This window comes from Streptomyces kronopolitis (assembly GCF_050953795.1).
Classification (GTDB): Bacteria; Actinomycetota; Actinomycetes; order Streptomycetales; family Streptomycetaceae; genus Streptomyces; species Streptomyces kronopolitis_A.
Map to the genome: position 1 here is coordinate 5,212,794 of NZ_CP191850.1, position 14,741 is coordinate 5,227,534.

Genomic DNA, 14,741 nt, shown 5'->3' on the forward strand with positions numbered 1-14,741 from the left:
GGCACCCGGGCCGGACCGGGCCGGGTGCCCCCTCGTCGTGCGGCCGGGCGGCTCAGCTGCCCTTGCAGTACCGGTCCTCCTTGCCGATGGAGCGGTAGACGCAGTCGGCGTTCTCCAGGAGGCGCAGGACCGCCTCGCGGTTGCGGGTGGTTTCCCTGGGGATCACGGTGTCCTTGGGGTAGAAGCCGCCGGCGCCGGCCGAGGACGGATACATCTCGAAGGTGTAGGCGAAGATCTTCTGGTCGCCCCACAGCCAGTCGTCGATCGCGCCGTCGGTGATGTACAGCTCGCTGGACTGCTCGGGGGTGTAGCCGTTGCTGGCGGCCATGCTCAGGCCGATGGCGGCGAAGGCGTCATGGTCGTCCTGCGTCATCCCGGGACCGGTGTCGTCGTCGGTGAAGCCGAAGGGCCACAGGACCAGCTCGCTGTAGGTGTGGAAGTCGATGGCGGCCTTGATCTGCTGCTTCCCGCCGACGATCCGGCTGCGGACGAACTTCGAGACGACCTGGACCTCGGGGGCCGAGGCGGCCGACGGGCCGCGGTAGATCTCGGAGGAGGGGCTGGACGACGAGCCGCCGCAGCAGCCCCACTTGAAGTCCCAGTTGCGGTTGAGGTCGGTGCCGACGCTGCGGGAGCCGGTGTTGGGCTGGCGGTTCTTGCGCCAGCTGCGGAACGAGCCGGCGGCGATGTCGTAGGCGCCGCCGTCCGGGTTCAGGTCCGGGACGATCCAGATCTCGCGGGAGTCCAGCAGCTTGGTGATGCGGGGGTCGGTCCCGTACTTCGAGGTGAACTCGCCCAGGAGGTACAGGGCCATCTCGACGGTGAGGTGCTCGCGGGCGTGCTGGTGCGCGGTGAAGAGGACCTCGGGCTCCGCCTCGTCCTCGGTGACGTTCCGGCTGACCTTGAGGGCGAGGATGCTGCGGCCCTCCTGGGAGGTGCCGATGACCTGCTCGCTCAGCAGGTGCGGGTACTTCGCGACGAGGGCGTCGATCTCCTTCGTGGCCTCGTCGTAGGTGTGGTACTTCGTGTACCCGGCGGGGAAATCCCTGACCCGGGTGCCGGGGGAGACCGGCCGGGTGGCCGGGGGATCGGGCAACCTGCGCAGGCGGTAGCCCAATTGACGTACGGCCGCGGCTTGGGCGCGGTCGGCGGTGAGGACGACGGCGCGGGCGTGGACCTCGTCGATCGTGGCGCCGGTCGTGGTGAGCGCGGTGCGCTGGGCGGGCGTCGCCGGGCCCGGCACCTCGTACTGGTGCGGGAGTTCGAGGCGGGCCGCGGCGCCGGCGGCGGGTGCGCCGGGCGGGGCGGCGGTCGCCTGGGCGGCGGCGACCGGAGCGGCGAGGGCGAGGGAGAGGAGCGCGGCGAGGACGGTGCTGCGTCCGCCGCGGATACGTGGTCGCATGCGGTCTCCTGTGGGGTGTGAGCGAAGCGACGACGTGAGTGTCGGGGTATGACATGAGCGGGTCAAGGCGTCCGGCGGCCAGATGCCGGGCGGGCGGGCCGCTCCCGCCCGCCGGTGGCCAACCCGGCGACTTCCCATCGATCCGGCGAAACCGATTGCTTCATCGGGCGGCCGCGCGGACACTGCGCACGACAAATCCGAAGCCCCGGGCGGGACTTCGGTGACAAAGAGTTGAGAGGACCCCCACATGAATCGACCTCTCGTCGGCACCCTGGCCACGGCCGTGCTGGGCGCCGCAGCCCTCGCGGGCACCGTCGGAACGGCCCAGGCGGCGCCGCAGCAGCACCGGGCGCCCGCGCAGCACCAGAAGGCCAAGGCCGTGGACTTCGCCGGCACCGTCGCACTGAGCAACTGCTCCGGCTCCGTCGTGCGGATGCCCGGCTCGCAGGCGAACGACCCGGCGCTGGTGATGTCCAACGGCCACTGTCTGGAAAGCGGCATGCCGGGCGCGGGCGAGGTCGTCGTCGACCAGCCGTCCAGCCGCAGCTTCACCCTGCTGACCAAGTCGGGCGGCCGGGCGGGCACGATCCGGGCCAACCGGGTCGTCTACGCCACGATGACCGACACCGACGTCACGCTCTACCGGTCCGGCTCGACCTACGCCCAGATCGAGCAGAAGTACGGGATCAAGCCACTGGAGCTGTCCACCGACCATCCGACGAAGGGCGCCGGGATCAGCGTCGTCTCCGGATACTGGAAGAAGATCTACACGTGCAGCATCGACGGGTTCGTGCCCACCCTCAAGGAGGGTGACTGGACCTGGAAGGACTCGGTCCGCTACACCCCGCAGTGCCAGACCATCGGCGGCACCTCCGGATCGCCCGTGATCGACACGTCCACGGGCAAGGTCACGGCCATCAACAACACGGGCAACGAGGACGGTGAGCGGTGCACCGAGAACAACCCGTGCGAAGTGGACGAGAACGGCAAGGTCACGGTGCACAAGGGCACCAACTACGCGGAGGAGACCTACGGGATACCGAAGTGCTTCGGCGCCGGCAACAAGCTCGACCTGAACGCGGACGGCTGCACCCTGCCGAAGCCGGCCGCCGCGCGCAGGTGAGGTAGCGGCGCCGGTCCGGTCGAGAAGCGGTGGGCGAGGTCCCGTGTGCTCCGGCGCACGGGACCTCGCGGCGGGTACGGAGCGGGGGCGTGCGGGTGGTGCGGGCCCCCGCGGACGCGCGCCCGTGCACCTACCCGCGGGCGGCCGAAAAGTGGGGCACGAGAGACGGATGTGCACCCTGTGACGCCTGCGCCCGCGCGTGTGTGGTCCAGACCATTACGGGTGCCAAGCCGCTGGTCGGGGGCGGGGGTTACCGTGTTTCCCGCTCAGTCGCTCCGCGTCCCTTACTGGTGGAGCGACGGTGATGACGAGTAGCTCAGAACGTGTTCTCTGGGACGTATCTCTGTGGATAAGGTGCTCAGCGTATGGCGCCGATGGCGCAGAGCTGTGCCGATCCGCGGTCCCGGGGCCCCCGGCGGCCGGAGGGAGTGGGGGAGCGACGTGCCGACCGCGATTGCAGTCACCAGCCCTGACCTCGCGCTGCCCTCCCCCGAGCTCTCGACCTCGTTCGAGCCGGGAGGTGCCCCCGCCGACTGGCGGACCCCCGCCGCCGTCGTCCTCCGGGCCCCGCATCTCCAGCCGCTGGACGAGGCGCTGACGGAGACCAGTGCGGTGCTGGAGCACCACGGCCATCTCATCGCGCTCTACTCCTCCGCCTGCCCGCCCGCGCACATCCGCCGGCTGCACACCCTGCGCTCCGTCCTGGAGACCGACCGGATCGCCATCGTGCCGCTGTCCCTGCCGCCGCTGGGGGTGGCCGTGCTGGCCCGTCAGCTGCGGCAGTTGTCGCTGTGCGACTTCAGCCCCGGCGTCCTGGCCAGCGCGGCGCGGCTGCTGACCCACTACCTCCACGCGGGCGCCCTGCTGGGCAGCGTCGGCGGCCTCGACCACATCGAGGTCGATCTGCGCTCCCATGTGAAGTCCTGGCTGCCCGGTGTGCAGTTCGCGGTGCTCGCCCACCCCGCGCCGCGGCTGCTGCAGCTCGACCGGCACGGCGGCGGTGCCGGGCTGCCGGCGCCCGGCTTCACCACCCAGCTCGCGCTCGCCCGGGGCCAGTTCACCGGCGACTGGGTGAGTGACACCCTCGCCCCCGCCTGGCAGGCGCAGGGCGTGTACGAGACCCGGCTGCCCGACGAGTCCGCCCAGTGGTGGGGGACGCGCAAACTGGTCGAATTCGCCGCGGCCATACCGGACCTGTCGGTCCTTCACCAGCTGGTGAGCTCCGTCCTGCGGGAGCAGTGCGGCTGGTGCGGCCGGGAACTCCTCGGCGACCGCTGCGCGTTCTGCGCCGCGCCGCTGGCACGGCCACGGGCGGCAGGGGGTGGCGGCCCGGCGCAGGGGCCGGCGGCCATAGCCGCGCCCGCGCCCCGCCCCGCACCCCCGGCCGTGACCGAGCCGCCGTCGGCCGTCCCGGACGCGCCCGCCGCCAGGGACGCGGCCGCCGCCCCCGGCGCCCCTCCGGCCGGCCCCGGCACACCGCGACGCCCGGACCCCCAGGCCCCGGATCGCCCGGCCGGGCCGCAGCAGCCCGCCGCCCGCGCCCCGCACCACCCCGACGTCCGCGGCCCCCAGTACCCGCCGGGCGGCCCGGTGGCGCCCGGCAACCCCTACGGGTCCGGTCCCCCCGTCCCCGGCAACCCCTACGCGTCCGACGGCCCCCGTGCTCCCGGCCGCCGGGACCTGCCCGGCCAGGCCTCCTTCGCCGGCCATCCGGACCTGTCCGGCCGGCCGGGCGTCCCCGGCAGTCCGCGGACGGTGGCCCGCGTGCGCTGAGCCGACCGGGCCGAGTGCGGCCCCGCCCCGGCCGGCCCGCCCGCCGTCCGCGCCCCCGTCCGACCGCCCGCCCCTGCTCCCCGTCCCCGATCGAGGTCCCTCCCCCATGAACTCACGCCAGCGCCGCGGAGCGATCCTGCTGCTCCTGTCGGTTCTCTGTGCGATCGGCGCGTTCATCGGCGTGCTGTCGGTGATCAAGAACGTCGAGTCCAAGGTCGGCCCCGAGCGGACGGCGTACCGGCTGAAGACGGATGTCGCCGCATACAAGGCGCTGGATCCGGGGCAGTTCGAGAAGGTGAGGATGCCGCAGCGCTGGCTGCCGCCCACCGCCGTGACCGACCTGGACAAGGTCAGCGGCCGGATCGCCGTGACCCCGCTGAAGAAGGGGTCACTGCTCCAGGACGACATGATCGTCGAGCGGCCCGCGCTGCAGCCCGGTCAGCAGGAGATCGCCATCATGATCGACGCCGCCACCGGAGTGGCCGGCAAGATCAACCCGGGGGCGCGGGTCAACATCTACGCCACGTTCGAGGGCAAGCGCCCCGAGGACAAGCCGGTCTCCAAGGTCATCGTCGCCGGCGCCCAGGTCATCGACGTCGGCAAGCTGACGCCGCTGGAGGCCAAGGACCCGGGCGACACCACCGCGAACCGGCAGGCCGGCGAGGCCGTGCCGATCACCTTCGCGCTGGACACCCACGACGCCCAGCGCGTCGCCTACGCCGAGTCCTTCGCCACCCATGTACGGCTCGCCCTGCTCGCCCCCGGCAGCGAGACCGCCATACCGCCCGGTCAGCGCACCTACACCCTCGACGGCGACAAGTGACCCGGAGCCCCTGGTGACCATCCGCATCCTTTCGGCCATCGGCGACCCGGACGCCGCACGCGCGGTCTCCTCGCTGCTCCACCAGCTGCCGGACGCCGAACCCGCGCCCCCGGTCGCCGACTCCACCGCGCTGCTCGACGCGCTCGCCCGGGCCGCCGCCCAGGGCGCCGAGGCCCCGGCCGCCGTGGAGGCGCTCCCCGAGGTCGTGCTCGTCCACGAACGGGTCGGCCCGGCACCGGCGCTGGAGCTGATCCGCGAGGTGGCGCTGCGCTTCCCCGCCGTCGGCGTGGTGCTGATCACCGCGGACGCCGGACCCGCGCTGTTCTCCGCGGTGATGGACGCCGGCGCCCGCGGCGTGGTGGGGCTGCCGCTGGGCTACGACGAGCTGGCCGCCCGGGTGCAGGCCGCCGCCCAGTGGGCGGCCGGTGTACGGGTGCACCTGGGGGCCGGGCCGGACGCGGCGCCCGGACCGGCCGGCACGTTGGTGACCGTGACCGGTGCCAAGGGCGGGGTCGGCACCACTGTCACCGCCGTGCACCTCGCCCTGGCCGCTCGGACCGCGGGCCGCAGCGTGGCACTGGTCGACCTGGACCTGCAGTCCGGCGATGTGGCCTCCTATCTGGACGTGCAGTTCCGCCGCTCGATCGTCGACCTGGCCGGCATCCAGGACATCTCCGTACGGGTCCTCCAGGACGCCGTGCACGCCCACCACACCGGCCTGGGACTGCTGCTGGCGCCCGAGGAGGGGGAACGCGGCGAGGAGGTCGACGACCGCGCCGCCCGGCAGATCCTCGGCGCGCTGCGCTCCCGTTACGAGGTGGTGCTGGTCGACTGCGGGTCCCAGATGCAGTCCGCCAACGCCGCGGCGGTCGAACTCGCCGAAGCGGCGCTGCTGGTGACCACCCCGGACGTGGTGGCCGTGCGGGCCGCCAAGCGGCAGGTGCGGCTGTGGGACCGGCTGCAGATCCGCAAGGCGGAGGACACCACGACCGTCGTCAACCGCCTCACCCGCAACACCGAGATCCAGCCGCCGCTGGTCGCCAAAGCCACCGGCACCCAGGTCGCCCGGACCCATGTGCCGGCCGCCTTCAAGGAGTTGCAGCCCTGCGTCGACGCGGGCCGGATGCAGGACCTCGACAACCGGTCGACCGTCAAGCAGGCGCTGGGCGCCCTGGCGGCCGAACTCGGCCTGGTCGAGTCGCCGGCCGCCCGGCAGGGCCGCGGCAGCCACCGGGCGCGTCCGACCCTGACCGGGCGCAAGCGCAAGGCCATAGCGCCGGGGGCGGCTCCCGGTACGGACACGGCCGAGGGCGCGGCGGGAGGGGTATCGGGTCCGGCGGCGCGGCCCGGCGGCCGGTTCGCGGGCCGTCGCGGCACCGCGGCGACGGGCGGCACGGGGCCGTTCGACCCCGCCGGTCCCTACGAGGAGGGCTGAGCGGTGCGGCGCCCGCTGGGCGGCGACGACCGGGGGCAGGTCTCCGTGGAGTTCCTGGGGATGCTCCCGCTGATCCTGCTGGTCCTCGCGCTGCTCTGGCAGCTCGTCCTGGTCGGCTACGCCTACGCGCTGGCCGCCCACGCCGCCGACCGGGGCGCGCGGGCCGGCACCGCGACCGAGGGCGGCGGCGCGGGCGCCTGCCGGGCCGCCGCCACGCACGAACTGCCCGCCTCCTGGCGGGGCGGGGCGAGCATCTCCTGCGGCGCCGCCGCCGGGGTGTGGAAGGCGACGGTCCACATCGAGGTCCCCGTGCTCTTCCCCGGCGCGGGCAGCTTCCCGTGGTCGGCCGCCGGCTCGGCCGGAGCCGCGAAGGAGGAGCCCAGGTGAGCGCCGTCCGTCCGCCCGCCCGGCGCCGCGGCCACGACCGCGACCGCGGCCAGGTCTCCCTGGAGTTCCTCGGCTTCCTGCCGCTCCTGCTGGTGGTCGGGCTGGCCGTGGTCCAGCTCGGGCTCGCGGCGTTCGCCGTCCAGCAGGCCGGAACGGGAGCGCGCGCCGCGGCCCGTACCGCCTCGATGGACCCGGCCGACCACCCTGCCGACCCGCAGGCCGCCGGCCGGGCCGCGATGAGCGACTGGATCAAGGCCGGCATCACCGTGGGCGGCGGCGGGGACTCGGTCAGCGCGACGGTGCGGGTCACCATCCCCTCGATCATCCCCGGCGTGGACGACTTCGGTACCGCCCGCCGCAGCGCCACCATGCCCCGCCCGCAGGAGTCCGGTGCCCTCGGCGCCGGGCCGCTCGCGGGCACCGACGAAGGAGCAGTCCCGCGATGAGCCTGAAAGCCCGGATCGTCGCACCCGAACCGGCCGGTGAGGCGCGCCAGGACAGCCACATGGTGGCCGTCTACCGCGCCAAGCTGCTGGCGGAGATCGACCTCGCCGAGATGTCCTCGCTGGCCGCCGCCGAGCGCCGCACCCGGCTGGAGCGCGTGCTGGGCCACATCATCAGCCGTGAGGGCCCGGTGCTCTCCACGGCCGAACGCGCCCAGCTCATCCGCCGGGTGGTCGACGAGGCGCTGGGCCTGGGGGTGCTGGAGCCGCTGCTGGAGGACGCCTCGATCACCGAGATCATGGTCAACGGCCCGGACCAGGTCTACGTCGAACGGTGCGGCCGGGTCGAGCTGCTGCCCGTCCGCTTCGCCTCGCACGAGCAGCTGATGCAGACCATCGAGCGCATCGTCTCCACGGTCAACCGCCGGGTCGACGAGTCCAATCCGATGGTCGACGCCCGGCTGCCGTCCGGCGAGCGCGTCAACGTGATCATCCCGCCGCTCGCCCTGAACGGCGCCACCCTCACCATCCGCCGCTTCCCGCGCGCCTACACCCTCGCCGAACTCATCGGCATGGGCACCCTCGACGAGCAGATGCTGATGCTGCTGGCGGGGCTGGTGCGGGCCAAGTTCAACGTGGTGGTCTCCGGGGCCACCGGCGCCGGCAAGACCACCCTCCTCAACGCCCTCTCCGGCCTGATCCCGGACGGCGAGCGGATCATCACCGTCGAGGACGCCGCCGAACTCCAGCTCCAGCAGTCCCATGTGATCCGGCTGGAGTCCCGGCCGCCCAACGTGGAGGGCAAGGGCCGCATCACCATCCGCGACCTGGTCCGCAACTCCCTGCGGATGCGCCCCGACCGCATCATCGTCGGCGAGGTGCGCGGCGGCGAGACCCTCGACATGCTCCAGGCGATGTCCACCGGCCACGACGGCTCGCTGGCCACCGTGCACGCCAACAGCGCCGAGGACGCCCTGATGCGGCTGCAGACGCTGGCCTCCATGTCGGACGTCACGATCCCCTTCGAGGCGCTGCGGGACCAGATCAACAGCGCCGTCGACTGCATCGTCCAGCTCTCCCGGCACGCCGACGGCACCCGCCGGATCAGCGAGATCGCCCTCCTCGACTCCCGCGGCCACGAGGACTACCGGATCGCGACGGTCTGCCGCTTCGACGCCGAACCGATGGGCGCCGACCGCGTCGTGCACGGCCGGTTCCGCTATTTCCCGCTGCCGCGCCGGGTCGCCGAACGCCTCTTCATGGCCAGCGAACCCACCCCGCCCGCCTTCGGCGTGGCGGCCACCGACGACCAACTCGCCACCCGGGAGGCCACCTCATGACCGGCTGGGCCCCGACCACCGCCGCCGGGGGGCTGACCGCGGCCACCGCGAGCCCCCTCGCCCTGTTCGCCATCGGGGCCACGCTGCTGTGCGGACTGCTGGCGATCGCCGGCGTCCGCACCTACGCGGCCGGGCGAGCCCAGCGGCAGGCCGTCGTCGACCGGCTCGCCGACGAACGGGCGCTGCCGGCCTCCGGACGCCGCCGCCGCTTCCCGTCCGTCGACCGCACCCTGCGCGCCACCCGCTTCGGCCGCCGCCTCGAACTGCGGCTGGCCGCCACCGGCCTGGACGTCACCCCCGGTGAGTTCTTCGTCGGCATGCTCGCCGCGGTCGCGGTCCTCTGGCTGGTCGCGCAGGCCACCCTCGCTCCCTTCTTCGGCCCGATCGCGGCCCTGGTCGCCGTCTGGGCCGCCTTCGCCTTCCTCAACTGGCAGCGGCAGAAGCGCATCGAGAGGTTCATCAACCAGCTGCCCGAACTCTCCCGGATCCTCGCCAACGCCACCCAGGCCGGGCTGGCGCTGCGCACGGCGCTGGGCATGGCCGCCGAGGAACTGGAGGCCCCGGCCGGCGAGGAGCTGGCCAAGGTCTCCGACAAGCTGGCCGTCGGCCACTCCGTCGACGAGGCCCTCGGCGAACTGGCCGAACGCCTCCCGTCGCGCGAACTGGTCGTCCTGGTCACCACCCTGGTGCTCGCCAACCGGGCCGGGGGCACGGTCGTCGGCTCGCTGCGCAACCTCACCACGACCCTGGAGGAGCGCAAGGAGACCCGGCGGGAGGTCCGCACCCAGCTCTCCCAGGTGGTCGTCACCGCCTACGTCGTCCCGCTGCTCGGCATCGGCACCCTGCTTCTGATGAACCGGATCGCGCCCGGCGCCATCGACCGGATGACCTCCTCCTTCCTCGGCCAGCTCGCGGTCGTGGTGGCCTTCGCCCTCTACGGGCTCGGGTTCTTCTTCATCCGCCGCCTCTCCAAGATCGACGTCTAGGTATCGCCATGGCAATCGGAATCCTGCTGGCCCTCGCCTTCGCCCTCTCGGTCGTGGGCGTCTGCTGCGGTGTCGCGCTCTACCGCCGGGAGGCCCGGCTGCCGCCCGACCTGGCGCTGTCCCTGGAGGTCGGCGCCACGCGCACCACCGTCGTCGGGTCGGCGGTGGACCGTGCCGGGATGCGCTGGGCGCCGCTGGTGTTGCGGCTGATGGGGGAGGGGCGCACCGCGCGGATCCGCCGGCGGATCGACCTGGCGGGCAATCCGGGCGGGCTGACCGTCGACCGCTACGCGGCCCGCCGCGCCGTCTACGGGGCCCTGGGCTTCCTCGGCGCGCTGGTGATGTTCCTGCGCGGCCAGCCGCTGCTCGGCATCCTGATGGTGCTCTTCGGGCTCTTCTGGACCGAGGTCGGCATCTGGGCCGCGATCCGCCAGCGCCGGGACACCATCGAGCGCACGCTTCCGGACTTTCTCGACGTGCTGGCCGTCGTGGTCAGCGCCGGCCTGAGCTTCCGTCAGGCCCTGGACCGGGTCGCCGAACGCTACGAGGGCCCCTGGGCCGACGAACTCCGCATCACGCTGCGGCAGATGGACATGGGCGTCAGCCGCCGCGCCGCCTTCGAGGAACTGCGCAAACGCAACGACTCCGAACAGGTCGCCCAGTTCGTCACCGCCCTCCAGCAGGGCGAGGAGCTGGGCTCGCCGATCGTCGACACCCTGATCCAGATCGCCAACGACATGCGCCGCACCGACGCCCAGAACGCCCGGCGCCGCGCCGCCCGCGCGGTCCCCAAGGCCACCATGGTCGTCACCACGTTCATGGTGCCGGCCACGATGATCCTGCTCATCGCGGGGTTCTTCCTGGGCTCCGGCACCAACTTCGGTTCGCTGGTGGGGAAGTGACCGCGGCCCGGAGCGGGGCACGGGCCTCGTCGCCGCTCTCCGGAACGGCCCGCTCCGGCCGCTGCGCCGCCCTCCCCGCCGGGACCTTCCGTGCCCCCGTCGCCGCGGGCCGTCCTTGCGGATGCACATCCCCGGGCGGGCCGATCCTCGCCCCGGATCCGGCCTCCCGGTGCCGCGCGCCGGGCCGCGCCGGGGCGCACTCCGGCGCGTCCGGAGCGCCGCTCCCGGCCGGATGCGTGTGGTTCCCGCCTCGCTTCTCCGTAACTCCTTCGCACCAGCAACGAGTTGTGTCACAGTGGGTAGGCCTGCGGTCGCGCGCACTAGGGTGCGGTCGGGCCGTACGGTCCACATGGGCAGGGCAGCGGGGCAGGGTCCCGGAGGGGGAACGGGGGTGGACGGGGTGCGAGCGAGTGGCCAAAATGTGCCGTTGTCTCTGTCGTCCGCGTTCCGGAATCAGGACGGGGTTCGCAATCCCTGTTCCGGGAACGCTGTAGCGGCGTACTTTTCTGGTGTCACCAGCGCGCCCGAACGCGCCGGCATATCGGGGGCAGACCAGCCGGACCGGAGTGGTACGGCCGCCCATGGAGGGGAACACGATGGCGAAGCGGCTTTTGGGGAACGACCGGGGACAGACCTCGATCGAGTACCTCGGCATCATCGCGGTGGTCGTCGCGATCGTCCTGGTCCTGTCGACCACGGACTTCGGCAGCCAGATCGCGAACGCCATCGCCAACAAGATTTCCGACGTCGTCGGCATTTAAGCCGGGCCGGCTCCACTGCCGTGACGGCTCCCCTCACCCGTCCCGCCCGCCTCACAGGCCGCGGCCCGCGCGATGCCGGACAGGCCTTTCCCGTCTACATCGTCGCGGTCGGCGGCCTGCTCTTCCTCGCGCTCGCCTTCTTCGCCGTCGGACAGGCGGCGGCCAGCCGCAACGGTGCGCAGACCGCCGCCGACGCGGCCGCGCTCGCCGCCGGCCAGAAGTACCGCGACCTGCTGACCAAGAGCCTGCTCGACGGTCTGCGCGACGGCAGTTACGCGACCGACCCGGCCGCCTGGAAGGACCTGCTGAACGGGCGCGGCCCGCTGTCCGACGCCGCCTGCGCGAGCGCGGACTGGTTCGCCGGACGCAACGGCGCCGAGGTCTCCGGCCCCGGCTGCGTCCCGGACTCCTGGCCCACCTCCTTCGCCGTCACGGTCACCACCCGCAAGGCCGTGGGGAATTCGGTCATCCCGATGACCCGCAGCACCCACGCGGAGTCCGAGGCGACGTCCGTCGTCGGTCCCCGCTGCACCCTCGCCGCACCGCCGGACGACGGCGGCGGCACGGGCGGCGCGGGGGACCCCGGCGGCACGGACGACAAGGGTGGCAAGGGTGGCAAGGCCGACAAGGACAAGGAAGACCCCGGGCACGCCCCCGTCGAACTGAGCTGCGACGGCAAGCGCTGGGCCCTCGACCCCGACCACCTCCAGGACCTCCCGGAAGCCGCCGACCTCTTCTCCGTACGCCTCGCCCACTGACCGGCCGCACCGGCCACCGCCCCGAGCCACGACCCGACCGGACGACGATCAAAGGAATCGCACCCATGAGCATTCGGCGCACCACGAAGGCCGCCAGAGGAGCGGTCGCCTTGGCCGGCGCTGTCGGCCTGGCTCTCGTCGTGGCCGGCTGCGGTGGCGGCGACGGCGGCGGTGCCAAGGCCACGGACGGCGACAAGCCGCCGGCTCGCAGCAGCGCCCCCAAGGACGGCGGCCCCGGCAGCCCGGCCGCCGACTCCGACAAGGTGATCGGTCAGATGAAGGGGCCGGACGGCGTGGTGGTCACCCTGCACTCCGTCGTCCGGGACTCCGGCGGCTTCGTCACCGTCAACGGCACGGTCGCCAATCACGGCAACCGCCCCTTCAACGCCATCAACTGGCGCTCCAACGAGACCGAGCTGCGCTCCCGCTCCTCGATCTCCGGCGCCACCCTCGTCGACAAGGCGGGCAAGAAGCGCTATCTGGTGCTGCGCGACACCAACGGCGAATGCCTGTGCACCACCGGCCTCAGCGGTCTGATGCCGGGCGCCAGCCGCCCCGTCTTCGCACAGTTCCCGGCACCCCCCGCCAAGGTCACCGAGGTCGACTTCCAGCTGCCGACCATGCCGCCGGCCACCGTACAGATCACGGACTGAGCGGGCACCGATGACCGCGACCCAGACTCCCCGAGGCCGCCGCGCGCCGCGCCGCGCCGTCACCGCAGCCGCCGTCGCGCTGCTGCTGGCCGTGCCGCTGACGGCGCCCGCCGCCCACGCCGACCCGCCGGGCGTGACCGAGGACTCCGCCCCGCCCGTGCACATCGACCCCAACGACCCCGATCTGCGGATGGTCCAGGGCGCCCGGCTCGCCCCGTCGAAGGTCCTCAACATCAAGTCCGTCGTCGAGACCGACGACGGCTCCGAGCGCCGCCAGGACACCAACGACAACGTGACCTTCGCGCTCCAGGCCGAGGTCCTCTTCGGCAAGGACAGCGCCGAGCTGACCCACGACGCGCTGTCCCGGATCGGCACCATCGCCGACGAGATCAAGAAGCAGGACGCCACCAGCCTGCGGGTGTTCGGCTTCACCGACGATCTCGGCTCCGCGAGCCACGGCCTGGTGCTGTCCAAACGGCGGGCCACCGCGGTGCAGGAGGAACTCGCCAAGGACCTCGGCCCGTCCGTCGGCTTCCAGATCCGCGGCTACGGCGAGCAGTACCCCATCGCCGACAACGGCACGGAGGAGGGCCGCAGGAAGAACCGTCGGGTCGAGGTCAGCTTCCCGCGCGCGTCATGACGCGGACACCGGGCGCCCGCGCGGGGCGCCGGCCGACCGCGCCGGCGTGCTCAGCCGGCGGGTTCGACGCCGAGCCGAAGACCGGGCCGCAGCCCCCAGCGGGCCATCGCACCGGCCTCCGCCTCCAGGACGTGCCGGGCACGCCACCGCGGGCGGCCCAGCCGACCCGGGCGCATGGTGCGCACCGCCAGCACGGTGAAGTCCCGGCTCAGGTAGGCCACATCGATCGCGAACCGCATCCGGAAGGTGTGCACCCCGCTCGCCGGGGTCAGCAGCAGCGCCCCCTCGATGCCGTCGCGGCCCAGCAGACCGCGGGCGCGGGCACGGTAGGAGGCCGCGATCTCCACCGGTATGTCCACCTGTGCCCCGTGCAGAGTCCCCGGGCCGTTCTTCCAGCGCGCCATGCCCAGGGTTCTATCAGCTCCGGGGCCCCGGGGTCCCGCCCGCGAGGTCTCCGGGCGGACGGCCGGTGGCCGGCGGCGGAGCCCGGGGCCGGCCAGTGGCGCTGACACTGATCGTCCTCGCCGCCGCCTACGGGGCCGCGGCCGGGCTGCTGCTGCCGCGCCCCGCCCACCGGATGGCCGTCGCCCCCGGGGAGGAGTGGCGCGCGGCCTGTCCCGGGGGGCACGCGATCACGGGGCCGGCCCGGGGCTGGCTGGGACGCGGGCACTGCCGGCACTGCGGGGCGTACGGGCCGGGTGCGCTGCCGACGGCGACGGTGACCGCGCTGGCCTGCGCGGCGCTGGCGGCGGCCACCGGGCCGCGGCCGGAACTCGTCGCCTGGCTGCTGATGACACCGCTCGCGGTGCTGCTGACGGCGGTCGACCGGCGGGTCCGGCGCCTGCCGGACGCGCTGACGCTGTCGCTGGCCGTGGTGGGCGCGGGGGCGCTGGGGCTCGCCGCCCGGCTGACGGGGGAGACCGGGGCCTGGCGCCGGGCGCTGCTGGGCGGTCTGGTGCTCGGCCTCTGCTACCTCCTGCTCCATGCCGTCAACCGCCGCGGGCTCGGGCTGGGGGACGCCAAGCTGGCGGTCGGACTGGGGATCGCCCTGGGGTGGTACGGCTGGCGCACCCTGGTCGCCGGCGGGGCGGCGGGGGTGTTCGGCGGAGCCCTCTACGGCGCCGCGCTGCTGCTCTCGCGGCGCGGCGGGCGCGACACGGCCATGCCGCTCGGGCCTTTCATGATCTTCGGGGCGTTCTGCGGACTGCTCGCCGGCGCCGCCGCCGCGGCCTGACCGGCGCCGGAGCGCGCCCCGCCCGCGCCGGGGAGGCGCCGGCCCCGCGCGCGGGAGGAACCCGTCCGTACGCGTGCACCC

16 protein-coding genes are annotated in these 14,741 nt (G+C 73.6%); 14 read left to right on the forward strand and 2 right to left on the reverse strand.

What is annotated here, in order from left to right:
* Positions 1-52: 52 nt before the first annotated feature.
* Complete coding sequence (locus tag ACQP17_RS23185) at positions 53-1,402, reverse strand: M14 family metallopeptidase (RefSeq protein WP_433858007.1); 1,350 nt, start codon at positions 1,400-1,402, stop codon at positions 53-55.
* 247 nt (positions 1,403-1,649) lie between these two features.
* Here ACQP17_RS23185 and ACQP17_RS23190 point away from each other — a divergent pair, with 247 nt between their 5' ends.
* The 13 genes from ACQP17_RS23190 (at position 1,650) to ACQP17_RS23250 (ending at position 13,426) form a co-directional block, all read left to right on the forward strand.
* Positions 1,650-2,525 (forward strand): S1 family peptidase, encoded by an 876-nt coding sequence (locus tag ACQP17_RS23190; protein ID WP_433858008.1) that lies wholly within the window; start codon positions 1,650-1,652, stop codon positions 2,523-2,525.
* A gap of 441 nt (positions 2,526-2,966) precedes the next feature.
* Positions 2,967-4,298: a hypothetical protein gene (locus ACQP17_RS23195; protein WP_433858009.1), complete on the forward strand. Its 1,332-nt coding sequence runs from the start codon at positions 2,967-2,969 to the stop codon at positions 4,296-4,298.
* 106 nt (positions 4,299-4,404) lie between these two features.
* Positions 4,405-5,121 carry a Flp pilus assembly protein CpaB gene (cpaB, locus tag ACQP17_RS23200; RefSeq protein WP_433858010.1) on the forward strand — a complete coding sequence of 239 codons (717 nt, stop codon included), beginning with the start codon at positions 4,405-4,407 and terminating at the stop codon, positions 5,119-5,121.
* 13 nt (positions 5,122-5,134) lie between these two features.
* Positions 5,135-6,556 carry an AAA family ATPase gene (locus ACQP17_RS23205; protein WP_433858011.1) on the forward strand — a complete coding sequence of 474 codons (1,422 nt, stop codon included), beginning with the start codon at positions 5,135-5,137 and terminating at the stop codon, positions 6,554-6,556.
* A 3-nt stretch (positions 6,557-6,559) separates the two neighbouring features.
* On the forward strand, positions 6,560-6,943 hold the full coding sequence (locus ACQP17_RS23210; RefSeq protein WP_433858012.1) for a TadE/TadG family type IV pilus assembly protein: 384 nt from the start codon (positions 6,560-6,562) through the stop codon (positions 6,941-6,943).
* On the forward strand, positions 6,940-7,389 hold the full coding sequence (locus tag ACQP17_RS23215; protein ID WP_433858013.1) for a TadE/TadG family type IV pilus assembly protein: 450 nt from the start codon (positions 6,940-6,942) through the stop codon (positions 7,387-7,389). Before ACQP17_RS23210 ends, ACQP17_RS23215 begins: the two co-directional genes overlap by 4 nt.
* Positions 7,386-8,726, forward strand: coding sequence for a CpaF family protein (locus ACQP17_RS23220; protein ID WP_433858014.1), 1,341 nt, complete (start codon positions 7,386-7,388; stop codon positions 8,724-8,726). The genes ACQP17_RS23215 and ACQP17_RS23220 overlap by 4 nt, the downstream gene beginning before the upstream one ends.
* The gene (locus ACQP17_RS23225; protein ID WP_433858015.1) at positions 8,723-9,712 is read left to right on the forward strand and encodes a type II secretion system F family protein; all 990 of its coding nucleotides are present in this window, start codon (positions 8,723-8,725) and stop codon (positions 9,710-9,712) included. The genes ACQP17_RS23220 and ACQP17_RS23225 overlap by 4 nt, the downstream gene beginning before the upstream one ends.
* Positions 9,713-9,720: 8 nt before the next feature.
* Positions 9,721-10,614 (forward strand): DUF5936 domain-containing protein, encoded by an 894-nt coding sequence (locus tag ACQP17_RS23230; protein ID WP_433858016.1) that lies wholly within the window; start codon positions 9,721-9,723, stop codon positions 10,612-10,614.
* 596 nt (positions 10,615-11,210) lie between these two features.
* Entirely contained in the window at positions 11,211-11,375 is a 165-nt protein-coding gene (locus ACQP17_RS23235; RefSeq protein WP_189097286.1) for a hypothetical protein, read from the forward strand.
* Positions 11,376-11,395: 20 nt separating this feature from the next.
* Positions 11,396-12,133, forward strand: a complete 738-nt coding sequence (locus ACQP17_RS23240) for a pilus assembly protein TadG-related protein (RefSeq protein WP_433858017.1) — start codon at positions 11,396-11,398, stop codon at positions 12,131-12,133.
* 65 nt (positions 12,134-12,198) lie between these two features.
* Positions 12,199-12,786, forward strand: coding sequence for a hypothetical protein (locus tag ACQP17_RS23245; protein WP_433858018.1), 588 nt, complete (start codon positions 12,199-12,201; stop codon positions 12,784-12,786).
* 10 nt (positions 12,787-12,796) lie between these two features.
* Entirely contained in the window at positions 12,797-13,426 is a 630-nt protein-coding gene (locus ACQP17_RS23250; RefSeq protein WP_433858019.1) for an OmpA family protein, read from the forward strand.
* 50 nt (positions 13,427-13,476) lie between these two features.
* On the opposite strand, the gene ACQP17_RS23255 is transcribed toward ACQP17_RS23250, so the two are convergent.
* Positions 13,477-13,830, reverse strand: a complete 354-nt coding sequence (locus ACQP17_RS23255; protein WP_433858020.1) for a DUF192 domain-containing protein — start codon at positions 13,828-13,830, stop codon at positions 13,477-13,479.
* A 95-nt stretch (positions 13,831-13,925) separates the two neighbouring features.
* Here ACQP17_RS23255 and ACQP17_RS23260 point away from each other — a divergent pair, with 95 nt between their 5' ends.
* Positions 13,926-14,660: a prepilin peptidase gene (locus tag ACQP17_RS23260; protein ID WP_433858021.1), complete on the forward strand. Its 735-nt coding sequence runs from the start codon at positions 13,926-13,928 to the stop codon at positions 14,658-14,660.
* Positions 14,661-14,741 lie beyond the last annotated feature (81 nt).